The 12,792-nt window shown below is 68.5% G+C and carries 16 protein-coding genes; 7 read left to right on the plus strand and 9 right to left on the minus strand.

Translation table 11 applies throughout. The features are described from left to right. Positions 1–7: 7 nt before the first annotated feature. On the plus strand, positions 8–1,150 hold the full coding sequence (locus MFM001_RS12960; RefSeq protein ID WP_116375666.1) for an SPFH domain-containing protein: 1,143 nt from the start codon (positions 8–10) through the stop codon (positions 1,148–1,150). 9 nt (positions 1,151–1,159) lie between these two features. After that, positions 1,160–1,510 (plus strand): DoxX family protein, encoded by a 351-nt coding sequence (locus MFM001_RS12965; RefSeq protein ID WP_116375667.1) that lies wholly within the window; start codon positions 1,160–1,162, stop codon positions 1,508–1,510. Here MFM001_RS12965 and MFM001_RS12970 read toward each other — a convergent pair. The 5 genes from MFM001_RS12970 to MFM001_RS12990 all read right to left on the minus strand — a co-directional run bounded on the left by MFM001_RS12970 (position 1,507) and on the right by MFM001_RS12990 (position 4,424). Continuing rightward, positions 1,507–2,058: a hypothetical protein gene (locus tag MFM001_RS12970; RefSeq protein WP_116375668.1), complete on the minus strand. Its 552-nt coding sequence runs from the start codon at positions 2,056–2,058 to the stop codon at positions 1,507–1,509. The two genes, MFM001_RS12965 and MFM001_RS12970, sit on opposite strands and share 4 nt — an antisense overlap. Further along, positions 2,055–2,528 carry a nitroreductase family deazaflavin-dependent oxidoreductase gene (locus tag MFM001_RS12975; RefSeq protein WP_116375669.1) on the minus strand — a complete coding sequence of 158 codons (474 nt, stop codon included), beginning with the start codon at positions 2,526–2,528 and terminating at the stop codon, positions 2,055–2,057. The genes MFM001_RS12970 and MFM001_RS12975 overlap by 4 nt, the downstream gene beginning before the upstream one ends. A 25-nt stretch (positions 2,529–2,553) precedes the next feature. Beyond that, positions 2,554–3,165, minus strand: coding sequence for a TetR/AcrR family transcriptional regulator (locus MFM001_RS12980; RefSeq protein ID WP_116375670.1), 612 nt, complete (start codon positions 3,163–3,165; stop codon positions 2,554–2,556). 176 nt (positions 3,166–3,341) lie between these two features. Then, positions 3,342–4,088 (minus strand): hypothetical protein, encoded by a 747-nt coding sequence (locus tag MFM001_RS12985; protein ID WP_371685532.1) that lies wholly within the window; start codon positions 4,086–4,088, stop codon positions 3,342–3,344. 27 nt (positions 4,089–4,115) lie between these two features. Next, positions 4,116–4,424: a helix-turn-helix transcriptional regulator gene (locus MFM001_RS12990; RefSeq protein WP_116375672.1), complete on the minus strand. Its 309-nt coding sequence runs from the start codon at positions 4,422–4,424 to the stop codon at positions 4,116–4,118. A gap of 108 nt (positions 4,425–4,532) precedes the next feature. Between MFM001_RS12990 and MFM001_RS12995 the strand changes: the two genes are divergently transcribed. Next, positions 4,533–4,946: a hypothetical protein gene (locus tag MFM001_RS12995; protein WP_142760695.1), complete on the plus strand. Its 414-nt coding sequence runs from the start codon at positions 4,533–4,535 to the stop codon at positions 4,944–4,946. A 113-nt stretch (positions 4,947–5,059) separates the two neighbouring features. After that, positions 5,060–6,676 carry a hypothetical protein gene (locus MFM001_RS13000; protein WP_238159143.1) on the plus strand — a complete coding sequence of 539 codons (1,617 nt, stop codon included), beginning with the start codon at positions 5,060–5,062 and terminating at the stop codon, positions 6,674–6,676. A gap of 37 nt (positions 6,677–6,713) precedes the next feature. On the opposite strand, the gene MFM001_RS13005 is transcribed toward MFM001_RS13000, so the two are convergent. Next, entirely contained in the window at positions 6,714–7,172 is a 459-nt protein-coding gene (locus MFM001_RS13005; protein ID WP_116375674.1) for a hypothetical protein, read from the minus strand. A gap of 99 nt (positions 7,173–7,271) precedes the next feature. Here MFM001_RS13005 and MFM001_RS13010 point away from each other — a divergent pair, with 99 nt between their 5' ends. Then, positions 7,272–7,961 (plus strand): response regulator transcription factor, encoded by a 690-nt coding sequence (locus MFM001_RS13010; RefSeq protein WP_116375675.1) that lies wholly within the window; start codon positions 7,272–7,274, stop codon positions 7,959–7,961. After that, positions 7,958–9,424, plus strand: a complete 1,467-nt coding sequence (locus MFM001_RS13015; RefSeq protein ID WP_116375676.1) for a HAMP domain-containing sensor histidine kinase — start codon at positions 7,958–7,960, stop codon at positions 9,422–9,424. Before MFM001_RS13010 ends, MFM001_RS13015 begins: the two co-directional genes overlap by 4 nt. Here the strand turns inward: MFM001_RS13015 and MFM001_RS13020 are convergent. From MFM001_RS13020 to MFM001_RS13030, 3 genes are read right to left on the minus strand one after another with little or no spacing between them, the layout of a single operon-like run. Further along, on the minus strand, positions 9,409–9,690 hold the full coding sequence (locus MFM001_RS13020) for a type II toxin-antitoxin system RelE/ParE family toxin (protein WP_116375677.1): 282 nt from the start codon (positions 9,688–9,690) through the stop codon (positions 9,409–9,411). The two genes, MFM001_RS13015 and MFM001_RS13020, sit on opposite strands and share 16 nt — an antisense overlap. Further along, positions 9,687–9,986, minus strand: a complete 300-nt coding sequence (locus MFM001_RS13025; RefSeq protein WP_116375678.1) for a type II toxin-antitoxin system Phd/YefM family antitoxin — start codon at positions 9,984–9,986, stop codon at positions 9,687–9,689. The genes MFM001_RS13020 and MFM001_RS13025 overlap by 4 nt, the downstream gene beginning before the upstream one ends. Positions 9,987–10,033: 47 nt before the next feature. After that, a complete protein-coding gene (locus MFM001_RS13030) occupies positions 10,034–10,795 on the minus strand; it encodes a TVP38/TMEM64 family protein (RefSeq protein WP_116375679.1) in 762 nt (253 codons plus the stop codon). Positions 10,796–10,952: 157 nt separating this feature from the next. Here MFM001_RS13030 and mutA point away from each other — a divergent pair, with 157 nt between their 5' ends. After that, entirely contained in the window at positions 10,953–12,791 is a 1,839-nt protein-coding gene (gene mutA, locus MFM001_RS13035) for a methylmalonyl-CoA mutase small subunit (RefSeq protein WP_116375680.1), read from the plus strand. The last annotated feature ends 1 nt before the right edge of the window (position 12,792 follow it).

Consider the following 12,792-nt stretch of genomic DNA (forward strand, 5'->3'; position numbering starts at 1 on the left):
GTTCGTGATGCAAGGTGCCGCCGCCGGCCTGGTATTTCTGGCCGTCCTGGTGATATTCGCCGCCATCGTGGTGGCCAAATCGATTGCGCTGATCCCGCAGGCGGAAGCCGCGGTCATCGAACGCCTGGGCCGCTACAGCCGCACGGTCAGCGGCCAGCTGACCCTGCTGGTGCCGTTCATCGACCGCATCCGCGCCCGGGTGGATCTGCGCGAGCGGGTGGTGTCGTTTCCGCCGCAGCCGGTGATCACCGAGGACAACTTGACGCTCAACATCGACACCGTGGTGTACTTCCAGGTCACCAACCCGCAGGCCGCGGTGTACGAGATCAGCAACTACATCGTCGGTGTCGAGCAGTTGACCACCACCACGCTGCGCAACGTGGTCGGCGGCATGACGCTGGAGCAGACGTTGACCTCGCGCGAGGTGATCAACCGGCAGCTGCGCGGTGTGCTCGACGAGGCCACCGGTCGGTGGGGGCTGCGAGTTGCCCGCGTCGAGCTGCGCAGCATCGACCCGCCGCCGTCGATCCAGGCATCGATGGAAAAGCAGATGAAGGCCGACCGGGAGAAGCGGGCGATGATCCTGACCGCGGAAGGCCAACGCGAGTCGGCGATCAAGCAGGCCGAAGGTCAGAAGCAGGCCGAAATCCTGGCCGCCGAGGGCGCCAAGCAAGCCGCGATTCTGGCCGCCGAGGCCGACCGGCAGTCGCGAATGTTGCGTGCGCAAGGGGAGCGGGCCGCGTCGTATCTGCAGGCGCAGGGCCAAGCGAAGGCGATCGAGAAGACGTTCGCCGCAATCAAAGCGGGCCGGCCGACTCCGGAGCTGCTGGCCTACCAGTATTTGCAGGTTCTGCCGAAGATGGCGCAGGGCGAAGCCAACAAGGTGTGGGTGGTGCCCAGCGACTTCGGTTCGGCGCTACAGGGTTTCACCAAATTGCTGGGTGCGCCCGGCGAGGACGGGGTGTTCCGGTATCAGCCGTCGCCCGTCGAGGAAGACCTGCCCAAGCCCGAGGACGACAGCGACGAGGTCGCCGATTGGTTCTCCACCGAAACCGATCCGGCGATCGTGCAGGCGGTGGCCAAGGCGGAAGCCGACGCGCGCAAGCCGGTCGAGGGAGTGCTCGGTGCACCCTCCGAGTTGACGCAATAGGGAGTGGTGATGACTGCGTTGACTTCACCCAAAACCTATGCGGCACTGGCTGCTTTCCAGGCCGGCGACGCGGTGGCCTGCGCGATTCCGATCCCTTACATCGCGAAATCCCTTGACACGCTGGGCGTTCCGCAGAACATTCGGTGGGTTCTCCCAGCGGCCAAGATAGCCTCGGTGATCGGTTTGCTCTCCGTCACCAGGTTTCCGGTGCTGGCCCGGCTGACCACCGCGATGCTGACGCTGTATTTCGTGCTCGCGGTCGGGGCGCACATCCGCGTGCGTGACCGGGTGGTGAATGCCATTCCGGCGGCATCATTTTTGGTGACCTACGCGGCGCTGACGGTGAAAGGCCCCCGCTAGTCGCGCGCCGGCACCAGGAAGCACACCAGGACCTTCACGAAGAGGAACAACGGGATCCAGGCCAGTGCGGGCGGTACCGGCAGCCAGATCAGGTTCACCAGCACCGCGGCCAGTGTCAATCCCACCGCCGCCAGCCGCTTGACGTCGGCCGGTGCGAATTCGACTGCGGCCCCGACGCTTATCAGCAGCGTGGCGTTCACGGCGGCCCACGCCCAGCCGATGTCGAAAAGAAGCGCGGCGGGAACCAGATACAGCAGCGCGTGGGCGATCACGAACGCGATCCGGAACCGGAGGGCGGCGGGGCCCGGGCGGTGATACCAGTGGTTGGCGGTCGTGCTCGAGGTGGTCACGATCCCGCCGACCAGATCGAAAACCATGACGGCAAGGACCAGAATCTGCGCCACCGACCAACCGCGCCAGCCGCCCACGTGCCGGATATAGCCCGCAAGCAATGCGATGAGCAGTGCGCCCACCACGACGCCGACGGTGCTTTCACCGCGGGTGCGCGACGGTCCGAAGAAGGTGCGCAGCAAGCCGGTGCCTGTCATGACCGGACGTCGAGGCGCAACTCGACCATCGGCAGCGGTGTATTGGTCTCGGTGATCGGACGTCCCAGCGTGTTCTCCAACACGCCCTTGAAGCCTGCCCACGCCCGGGGATGGCGGCTGATGTAGGCCGCAAGCGTCCGATCGGCCTCGTCCTGACTGAGCACGCGCGCCGTCGCCGGCGCGGGCGCGTGGCTTCCGGCGTAGACCCGCACCCGCGGGTTGGCTTGAATGTTGCGGAACCACTGCGCTTTTGCGCCGAAGCCGGAGGCCACCACGTAGCGGTCCGGTGCCGGGTGATCGATGACCTCGAGCACCACGTAGCGCCGCGCGCCGGACTTGCGGCCGATGTGTTCGAGCATCAGCAGCCGCGAGCCCAGCACCGCGCCGGCGCGTGCCTTGTAGATCCAGATCGGCGCGCGGACCAGCCGACGCGACCGCAGCAACTGTGCGGCCCCGGTTCCCAGTGACATGCTGCCTCCCTTTCGTTGTGGTGGGTCACGCGAGTCCGTCGCGGTAGATCGTGAAAACCTCGGTGGCCCAGCGGGCAATGCCGTCAGGCGAGAGCGGGTCGAAGCCGAGCAGCTCGGTCAGCCGTGGACGCAGGGTGAGCACCGCCAGGTCGTTGACCATCAAGACCGCCGCGCGCACAGCGGGATCCGTGCCGGCGCGGGCGGTTCCGGCTGCGACCATGGCGTCGAGGGTGTCGCGGCTGACGCGGTGAAGCCGCTCGAACAGCGCCGATCCGGCCGGGCCGGCGCCGATCAGCATTCGGCTCAGGTATGCCGGGATCGCCGAGTCCGGCGGCAGGTGAGTGGCCAGGCCGTCGAGCATGCTGGGCAACGCGGCCGGGTCTAACCCGGAAGTGGTTGTGCTCGTGGTCATTTCGTTCAGCACCGCCTCGATGCTTGCGACGACGTGATCGTCCACGGCCGCCACCAAGCCTTCCTTGGAGCCGTAGTGGCGGATCAGCAATGCCGGTGACACGCGCGCGGCGCCCGCGATATCGCGCATCGTGACGGCGTCGGGACCGCGCTCGGCGAACAGCCGAAGAGCTTCGTCGCGGATGCGGGCGCGCGCCGTGCGGTCATCGGACAGTGGTAAATGCACGTTTACTATTGTAAACGTTTGTTTAGTGCGCGCAAGGTGGCGTCGTTATGGGTACGCGGTCACGCTTCTGTTTACGCCCGAGGTTGCCGTCAAGCGGCTGCCCGGCTAGGGACCGTCGGTCGAAAACGAGGCTGAGGCACGCGAATTGGCGAAGGACGTGGAGTAGCTCAGGTTGCTCAAGACGAGTGCGGCGGAAGTGGTTGCGGCGGTAGCCGATAGCCGGGCGTGAACCAGTTGACCTTGCTGCGCCAGGACCGGGCCGACGCGTACGCAAAACCCGTCACGCCCAGGCATCCGCACAGCCAGACCGGCAGGGTGACGTCGATGCCCGCCCATGCTGTTGTCATCTGAATCACGTTGGCCGCCACGCCGAATCCGGCGGAGATCAGATAGAGATCCACGGTCGACTTCGAGCGGGGATCATGCCGCAGGATGAGCAGCACCCTGGCCGCGTAGCTCAGCAGGTAGATGAGCAGGCTGCCCAGCACCAGCCAGTACGCGCCCAGCCAGACCGTGCTGACGTGGGCCGGAAACAAGTCGGGGTGGTAGCGCTCGTCGGCGATGACGAACACCGAGACCAGGATCGCCACGCCGAGGCCTATGGGCCCTGCGACGTGCCGGTGTAGTAATCCCTGGACTTTCTCCTCGTCAGTGAGCCGCGCCAGCGCGTGGTCGATGATGGCCGCCACCGCGACGACCAGACACAGGTGACCCAGCAGATCCTCGACGTTCCACAGTCCCAGGATCCGGTGCAGGCGCGGCCCGAACGTGGCCGACGCCCACGGCGACATCAGTAGCACCGCGCAGCCTTGTAGCGCGATGTTGAGGGTGGCGCCTGCCTCCCAGCGTGACTGCCAGGTGTGGCGACGGATCCACAGGCTGCACACGATGGCAGCGAGGGTGGCGCTGATCAGGGCAGCCATCATCGACTCGATACGTCCGGACGGCGCTTAGACGGGCGGCTTGGTGGGATCCGGGCGAAGATCGCGCAGCTTCGGCAGGCCGGAGTCTGATTGCACGTATTCGGTGACCGCTTCGGGTTTGATCAACCCGTAGCGGACCTGCAGGTCGACCGGGTTGAGTCCGAAGTACTTCGCCACCTTGATCAGGTTGTCAGCGCTGATCAGCCTGCCCTCGCGCGCCGCCTTGTAGTAAGCGGACTTGCGGTAACCAAAGGCCTCGTAGACCTCGGTTGCGGCGAGCGGCCGGCCGACCAGATAGGGCAGCACCACCGCCGGGTCTTTGTCGCGGTCTTCCATGCTCTCGGACACTAGACCTCTTGAATGAACGCTGCGGCACCTAGCAGAAACCCGACCTGTTGTGTCGACCCCTATGGTCTACCGTGATGGACTTTTGTTCACATCACGATGCTCAGCCTGGGAGGCGTTGTTCACATGGGATCTGCTAATGCCGCGCAGTGCCTTGATTGCGGGAAGTCATTCACCGTCAGCAGCGGCGGCGGTTTCTTCTTCCACCTCCTGCGCTGCGAAGAGTGCGGTAAAACACGCGCAATCGGGTTCGACGAACTGGGCGACCTTCACCTGCGCTACCTCAAGGGCTCGACGATGCCGCACAGTGTGGCCAGCGCGAAGCACGACGAGCTCGTCCGGGAATACGTTGACGTCGAGCCCATTTCGGCGACGCAGTATTGGGCCGGCGTCGAAGCGCTGGCCGGGCATTGCGAATGCGGAGGCAATATCACCTTCGATGCGCCGGCGCGTTGCCCGGCCTGCCGCTCGCTGCAAATCGAGCAGGGCCCCGAGCTGATTCTGTACGACTGAGCCGACTGGCGAACCCTGACGCGGCCGCTAAGGTGGTAGTTAGCGTCTCTATGTTGTGACGTTGTCGTGACGTCCTGAGGCTAACTGGCAAGCAAACTCGTACTGGAGGGGCAGTGGACATCGTCCTCGGTGTGTCGATGGCACCCACGACGGTCCGCATGGTGCTGGTCGAGGGGGAAAACGCCGACGGAGTCACCGTCGACGAAGACGGCTTCGAGGTGCCCGCCGATGCCGACACGGCAAATACCGACGTGGCCGATCAGGTCATCGCCGCGATCCTGGGTACCCGCGAAAGCGCGGCCGAAGGCGATTACCACCTGGCGTCCACCGGTGTGACGTGGACCAGCCCGGCGGAAGCCGCCGCGTTGCGCGACGCGCTGGCGGCCCACAAGGTCGAAAACGTCATGCTGGTCTCGGCGTTTCTTGCGGCGGCCGCACTGGCCCAGGCCGTCGGCAGCGCTGTCGGATACGCCCACACGGGGCTGCTGTTCCTCGAACCGGACACGGCGACGCTGGCGATCGTCGACTCCGCCGACGGTTCGGTCACCGACGTGCGCCGCCGGCCACTGGCCGACGCCGATGCGCCGACCGAGTTGGCCGACATGATGGCGGGGCTCGAGTCGCTGCAGTCCCGCCCCGACGGAGTGTTCGTCGTCGGGTGCGGCGTTGACGTCACCGCGATCAAGCCGCAACTGGAGACCGCGACCGCGCTGCCGGTCAATGCCCCCGAGGAGCCGGAGACGGCACTGGCCCGAGGGGCGGCGTTGGCGGCGGCGAATGCACCGCTGTTCGCCTCCTCGACCGCGGCCGTTGCCTATGCGCAGGTTCCCGACTGGACGACGGCCGAAGTCGTGGATTCCGGTGCCGCAGCGGACTTTTCGGATTTGGGTGACCCGTACAGCGTCGACAACGAAACCGGCTCCGGGCGAAAGCCGTTCCTGGTGGCGCTCAGCGTGATGATGGTCTTTTTCGTCGGTGTGTTGGCGCTGGTCATTTCGCTGGCCGTCGCGGTCCGTCCGGCGGTCAGCCAGCGGCCGAGCTCCGGCGGCAACCTCGTCGTACCGGCCGAGCGGATGCCGGCGCCGGCTCCCAAGGCGGAGGTTCCGGCACCTCCCGCGGCGCCGCCGAACAAGGTCGAGCAGCCGGTGCCCGAGGTGCAGCAGGCCCCTCGCGAGGCGCCTGCTCCCGAGGCTCCGGCACCCGCAGCACCCGCACCCGTCGCCCCAGCACCCGTCCAGGTGCCGGCGGCAGCAGCACCCGCTCCTGAAGCCCCGGCTCCGGCGCCGCAGGCTCCACCGGCTCCGGCGCCTGCCCCGGCCCCGCCGCCCGCGGCGCCCGCACCCGTGCCTGTCCCGATACCGGTGCCCGTGGCGCCGGTCGTCCCGCAACTGCCGTCGATCTTCAATCCGCCCGGCAACAATTTGCCGTTCCAGCCGGGCGGCGGTGACCGTGACCGGGGCGGCTGGCAGCCCGGTGGCGGCGACCGCGACCGCGGTGGGTGGCAGCCCGGCGGCGGCGACCGCGACCGCGGTGGATGGCAGCCCGGCGGCGGCAACCGCGGTGGGGGCGGCTGGCAGCCCGGCGGTGGTGATCGCGGCGGTGGCGGATGGTTCCCCGGCGGTGGTGATCACGGTGGCGGCCGCGGCGGTGGCGGCGGCTTCGGTGGCATCGGGGGTGGATTCGGCGGGTTCGGCGGCGGTCACGGCGGCTTCGGCGGCCGCGGCCACTGACCCGCCGGATCCTCGGAAACCCTTGCCGCCCTGAGCCTTACGCCGGCGGCGGCGGGGGCGGCGGGCCCCACGGCGGCATCGGGCCACCAGGCGGAGGCGGCGGTACCGGCTCGCCAGGCGCGGGCGGATGCTGGTGCGGATGCGGCCCGACCGGAGCTTGCGGCGGCGGCGCGGGCGGCATCGCCGCGGGCGGAGGCCCAGGAGGGCCGGCGTGCGGCGGCGGGAGCGGCGGCGGCGGTGGTCGCAAAGGCGCGTCGGCACTGCTCTGCCAACCGGGCGGCGGAGCTACCGGAGTCGACGTGATGGCGATGACCGCGGCCGTCAGCAACGCGCCCACAATGATTCCGGCCACCCCGGCGACGGCTGCCACGCCGACCGGATGGCGTAGCGCCGATGACCCGCTCCATCGTCGGCGTGGCTGCGCTGCAACGGGTTCGGCGGCCGGCGGCGAGCTTTCTGGTTCTACAGTGACGTTCTGCTTCTCTTCGGCGTTCATGGCCGTGACGCTAAGCAGCGAAGTTGAAGTGAACCTGAAGAAACCCGCGGTCGTCGTTTCTTCAGCCTGATCTCAGATATGCAGCGTTAAGAATGAAGCATGGCGGAGTTCAGCGTCGGCACACCGCGTGTCCTGGTGGTCGAAGACTCCGAAACCATCCGCGAGATGGTCAGCGAGGCATTGACCGACGCCGGCTACCACACCGAAGCCCGGCCCGACGGCAACGAGCTCGAGGAGGTTCTCGACGGCTTTCGGCCCGACCTCGTGGTGCTCGATGTGATGTTGCCGGGCCGCGACGGGTTCGCGCTCATCGACGTCATTCTCGAATGGGGAAAGGCGGGCATCGTGTTGATCACCGCTCGCGACGGCCTGCCGGACCGGCTGCGCGGCCTCGACGGCGGCGCCGACGACTACGTCGTCAAGCCGTTCGAGCTGGCCGAGCTGGTGTCCCGGGTCGGCGCCGTGCTGCGACGACGAGGCCGGCTGCCCGAGGTCGTCCAGCTCGGCGATCTGATGCTCGACGTCGACGCCGGGGTGGCCTCGCGCGATGGTCACCGGCTGGATCTGACGGCCACCGAACTGCGGCTGCTCGCATACCTCGTCGAGCAGCGAGGCCGGATCGTCAGCGCCGGGCAGATCCTGAACGCGGTGTGGGGCTACGACGCCTACGACCCCAACCTGGTGCAGGTGCACATCAGTGGGCTGCGCCGCAAGCTCGAGGCGCACGGGCCGCGGATCCTGCACACCGTCCGCGGCATCGGCTACCGGCTGCAGCCGCAGCGATCATGACCGCCGAGGCCTCGACACCAACACCGTCGCTGCAGCGCCGGGTGACGATCATCGTGCTCGGGCTGTTGGCAGTGCTGCTGCTGATCCTGGGGGTCACCATCGACGTGACGCTGGGGGTTCAGGCGCGACGCAACCTGCACGACCGGCTGGTGGCGGCCACGGCCCGCGCCGACGCGCTGGCCACCGCGCACACTCCACCGGCGCAGCTGGCCGCAGAGCTCACCGGCGGCAGCGTGCGGGCGCTGCTGGTCACCGCCGACGGCGCCACCTACGGCGACCCGGGAATCAGCCCGGACACCACCGCCGGCCCGACCGTGCCACCGCCACCGCCACCGCCGCGCCCGCCACTGCCGCCGCCCTTCGGCGGGCCGCCCCCACCGCCCCCTCCGCCACCGCCGGGGCACCGGCCGCCTCCGCCACCGGATGCCACCGCCACCGTGGTGGTGCATCCGCTCCCGACCGGCGGACGGGTCATCCTCGTCGCCGACACCACACAGACCACCCAGGTGACGCGGCAACTGCGGCAGCTGATGATCGGTGCCGGGGTGGCCACACTGCTCGTGGCGGCGCTGCTGTTGGTGGCGGCCAGCCGGGCGGCGCTGCGGCCGCTGGATCGGTTGACCGGGTTGGCCAGAGACATCACGACCGGTGATCGTGGCCGGCGGCTTCACCCGGATCGGGTCGACACCGAATTAGGCCGGGCCGCAAGCGCTTTCGACGGGATGCTGGACGCTTTGGAGGCCTCCGAGCAGCGGGCTCAGCAGGCCGCGGAAGCCGCGCAGCGCGCCGAGACGGCCACCCGGCGCTTTCTCGTCGACGCCGCTCACGAGCTGCGCACGCCGATCGCCGGGATCCAGGCCGCCGCCGAGCAACTCGCCAACTACGCCGGCCAGGAGGATCGGGGGCAGCATCACCGCGCGACGCTGCTGCTCTCCGATGCGCGACGGGCGGGCCGGCTGGTCGCCGACATGCTCGATCTGAGCCGGATCGACGCCGGGCTGCCGCTGGACCTGCAGGACGCCGACCTGACCGCCGTCGTCGACGCCGAGGTCGATCGTGCCGCCATGTTGGCGCCGCAGCTGACCATCACCCGGACCGGCGCCGACGCGCTGACCGTTCACGCCGATCCCACGCGGGTGGCGCAAATCCTGTCCAACCTGCTCGACAACGCCCGGCGGTACACCCCGCCCGGCGGCCGCATCACCGTCGACGTCCAAACACGCGACAGGACAGCCGAAGTCATCGTCACCGACACCGGCCCCGGGATTCCCGACGGCGAACGTGAGCGCATCTTCGAACGGCTGGTGCGCCTCGATGCCGCCCGCGCCCGCGACCATGGCGGCGCCGGGCTGGGCCTACCGATCGCCCGGGCCCTCGCTCGTGCTCACGGCGGCGACTTGACGTGCCTGGCGCATGACGGCGGTGCTCGATTCCGTCTGACGTTGCCTTATGGGCGGCGGTAGATGTGCGACCGGTGATCAATATCGAGGACGTGCACAACATGGTGCTTCTCGTCGATCCGGTAAACGATCCGATAGGTCCCGCGGCGGGCCCCATGGCATCCGGCGAGAGGGCCGAATAAGGGCTTGCCGACCCGCTGAGGATTGACCGCAAGCGCAGAATCGCAAAATTCGAGCACTGCGGCGGCGACTTGTTGCGGAAGGCGCTCGGCGATCGCTCTGCGCGCCGCAGGCTGGAACCGGATTTCGTACCGCGCTGGTTCGCTCACCCTCCTGTGGCGCGGCGGCGTGCCAGCTCGCGACGAACAGTTGCCATGTCGGTGCCGGGCTCGCCCCGTTCCAGCGCTGCCAGGCTCTCCGAGATGCGCGCAACAGCGTCGCGATCAGCCAGAATTTCCAGGGTCATCTCCATGCCTTCGAGGTCATCCACCGACAACAAGACAGCCTCGGCTTCTCCGTTACGGGTCAAGGTGATGCGCTCGTGTTGCTGACGAACCCGTCTGGCGAGTTCAGACAGGCGAGCCTTCGCTTCAGACAAGGGCACTGGTGTCGAGGCGATCGTCATAGGCACGAGTGTAGACCGAATTAGTCTATATTTTGACTAAAGAGCACTTACCGTGGCAGGGCCGGCTCTGCGTCATCCTCACGGTCCGCCTGCTGAGCGCGGTGCGCTCGGCGGTGATGACGGATCTCGTAGGACAGCAGCGACAACCCGACGATCCCGGTGCACAGCGACACCAAAAACAGCAGCGGGCTGACGTCGCCGGTGAGCGCGTCACCCAAGATCACGATCGCGGCCGTCCCGGGAAACACCCCCGCCAGCGTTGCCAGCGTGTAGGGCAGCACCCGCACCGCCGACGCGCCGACGGCGTAGTTCAGCACCGAAAACGGCACCGCGGGAATCAATCGCAGCGACATGACTGCCGGCCAGCCGCGGTTACGCAGCCTCGCATCGAGTGTCTCGACCGCTTGGTGGCGGACCAGCCGGCTCAGCTGCCAGCCGGCCGCCCGGACCAGCACCAGCGCAATCACCGCGCTGGTCGTACTGGCGACCACCGCCAGCGCCACGCCCAGCACCGGCCCGAACAGCAGCCCGGCGGCCAGGGTGAACGCCGTGCGTGGAAACGGCAGCACGGTCACGACGATGTGCGTAGCCAAAAACGCCACCGGGAACCAGGGCCCCACCGACGTGGCCCAGTCACGCAGTTGCACCGCGGTCGGCAGCGGAACGAACAGCGCGACCGCCACAATCACAGCCGCCGCCGCACCTGTCACCAAAATCCGCCGCCGGGGCACCTGACGTGCCGTCGCGACCACGGCAGACGCCAGGCCGCGCAAGGTCTCGGTGATTTTCCTGGTGGCGGAGGCCGTCACGACACCCAAGCTTACGTGGCCGCCGGTGAACAACCCGTTGCGCGCACCTGGCGTTTCCCGACCGGCTCCAGAGCGCTGACGCCCATCAATTAGCCTGGTTAGCAAGTGCAAGTCCCGACCAGGGGGCTGCCGCTTGCTGCGACAACAGGAGACGCCGGTGTCTGTTGATGTGTCCGCCGAGCCTGCCGACCTGGGGCAGGGCCGGGCCCGCTGGCGCGAGGCGGTGGCCGGCGTGTTGGCCAAGAGCGCACGGCGCGACGTCGACGAGCTCGGCCCCGAGCCCGAGCGGCTGCTGGACACCCCGACATACGAAGGCTTCGCCATCCGGGCGCTCTACACCGCCTTCGACGCCCTGCCCGAACCGCCGCTGCCCGGCGAGTGGCCGTTTGTCCGCGGCGCCGACGCGCTGCGCGACGTCAACTCCGGCTGGAAGGTCGCCGAGGCGTTCCCCAAAAACGGCGCCGACGACAACTCGGCGGTGCTGAGTGCGCTCAGCAATGGGGTCAGCGCGCTGCTGCTCCGGGTCGGCTCGGACGGAGTGCCGCCGACGCGGCTCGAGCAGCTGCTGGCCGGGGTGTACCTGAACCTCGTGCCGATCGTCGTCGACGCCGGCGCCGACTACACCGCGGCCGCCGACGTCCTACTCGGCTTGCTGGCCCAGCTCGACGACGGCACCACGCTGTCGGTCGATTTGGGTGCCGACCCGCTGACCGCGCCGCTCAGCGGACGTGAAGCGCCGTCGCTCGACGACGTGGTCGGAATGACGGCGAAAGTTGCCGACAGCCAAGGTGTTCGGGCGATCACCGTGGACGGGCCCGCGTTTCACAACCTGGGCGCCAACGCAGCCTGGGAGCTCGCCGGCAGCATCGCCGCGGCGGTGGCATATCTGCGAGTCCTCGACGAGTCGGGCCTGGCGATCGGAAAAGCGTTGCGCCAGATCAGCTTCCGGTTCGCCGCCGACGACGACCAGTTCGTGACGATCGCCAAGATGCGGGCCGCGCGGCAACTGTGGGCGCGCATCGCCGAGGTGGTCGGCGAACCACGCGGCGGTGCGGCGACCATTCACGCCGAGACCTCATTGCCGATGATGACCCAGCGCGATCCGTGGGTGAACATGCTGCGCACCACGCTGGCCGCGTTCGGCGCAGGCGTCGGCGGCGCCGACACCGTGCTGGCGTTGCCGTTCGACGTCGTCATTCCCGGCGGGTTTCCGGGCATGTCGACGAGCTTCTCGCGCCGCATCGCCCGCAACACGCAGCTGCTGCTGCTGGAGGAGTCGCACATCGGGCGGGTGTTGGACCCCGCCGGCGGGTCCTGGTTCGTCGAGGACCTCACCGAACAGCTGGCCCAGCAGGCCTGGCAGCACTTCCAGGCCATCGAGGCACGCGACGGGTTCGTCGACGCCCGCGACTACGTAGCCGGGCAGATCGCCGACGTCGCAGCGCGTCGTATCGACGACATCGCGCACCGCCGCACCGCCGTCACCGGCGTCAACGAGTACCCGAACCTCGGCGAACCTCCGCTGCCGCAAGCGGATTCGCCGTCTACGATCAAGCGGTACGCGGCGGGCTTCGAGGCGCTGCGGGACCGCTCGGATGCCTATCTGGAACGTACCGGGGAGCGCCCGCAGGTTTTGTTACTGCCTCTGGGCCCGCTGGCCGAGCACAACATCCGCGCGACGTTCGCGGCCAACCTGCTGGCCTCCGGCGGTATCGAGGCGGTCAACCCGGGGCCGGTCGCTGCCGACGGTATCGCGAAAGCCGTATCGGACGCCGGATCACCGGCCATCGCCGTCATCTGCGGGACCGACAAGCGCTACGCCGCCGAGGCCGCGGACGTCGTCGAGGCGGCCCGCAACGCCGGGGTGCAGCGGGTCTACCTCGCCGGGCCCGAAAAGGCTGTGGAAGGCGCTACCCATCGACCCGACGAGTATCTGACCGCGAAAATCAATGCAGTAGAAGCATTGTCGACTCTGCTGACCCGGTTGGGAGCCTGAC

Origin of the sequence: Mycobacterium sp. MFM001 (assembly GCF_003402475.1) — a bacterium.
Taxonomy (GTDB): domain Bacteria; phylum Actinomycetota; class Actinomycetes; order Mycobacteriales; family Mycobacteriaceae; genus Mycobacterium.

What these genes read in the sequence shown, in the direction of transcription:
- MFM001_RS12960 (WP_116375666.1), top strand. Translation starts at nt 8, where the DNA reads ATGCAAGGTGCCGCCGCCGGCCTGGTATTTCTGGCCGTCCTGGTGATA.
- MFM001_RS12965 (WP_116375667.1), top strand. Translation starts at nt 1,160, where the DNA reads ATGACTGCGTTGACTTCACCCAAAACCTATGCGGCACTGGCTGCTTTC.
- MFM001_RS12970 (WP_116375668.1), bottom strand. Translation starts at nt 2,058, where the DNA reads ATGACAGGCACCGGCTTGCTGCGCACCTTCTTCGGACCGTCGCGCACC.
- MFM001_RS12975 (WP_116375669.1), bottom strand. Translation starts at nt 2,528, where the DNA reads ATGTCACTGGGAACCGGGGCCGCACAGTTGCTGCGGTCGCGTCGGCTG.
- MFM001_RS12985 (WP_371685532.1), bottom strand. Translation starts at nt 4,088, where the DNA reads ATGGCTGCCCTGATCAGCGCCACCCTCGCTGCCATCGTGTGCAGCCTG.
- MFM001_RS12990 (WP_116375672.1), bottom strand. Translation starts at nt 4,424, where the DNA reads ATGGAAGACCGCGACAAAGACCCGGCGGTGGTGCTGCCCTATCTGGTC.
- MFM001_RS12995 (WP_142760695.1), top strand. Translation starts at nt 4,533, where the DNA reads ATGCTCAGCCTGGGAGGCGTTGTTCACATGGGATCTGCTAATGCCGCG.
- MFM001_RS13005 (WP_116375674.1), bottom strand. Translation starts at nt 7,172, where the DNA reads ATGAACGCCGAAGAGAAGCAGAACGTCACTGTAGAACCAGAAAGCTCG.
- MFM001_RS13010 (WP_116375675.1), top strand. Translation starts at nt 7,272, where the DNA reads ATGGCGGAGTTCAGCGTCGGCACACCGCGTGTCCTGGTGGTCGAAGAC.
- MFM001_RS13015 (WP_116375676.1), top strand. Translation starts at nt 7,958, where the DNA reads ATGACCGCCGAGGCCTCGACACCAACACCGTCGCTGCAGCGCCGGGTG.
- MFM001_RS13025 (WP_116375678.1), bottom strand. Translation starts at nt 9,986, where the DNA reads ATGACGATCGCCTCGACACCAGTGCCCTTGTCTGAAGCGAAGGCTCGC.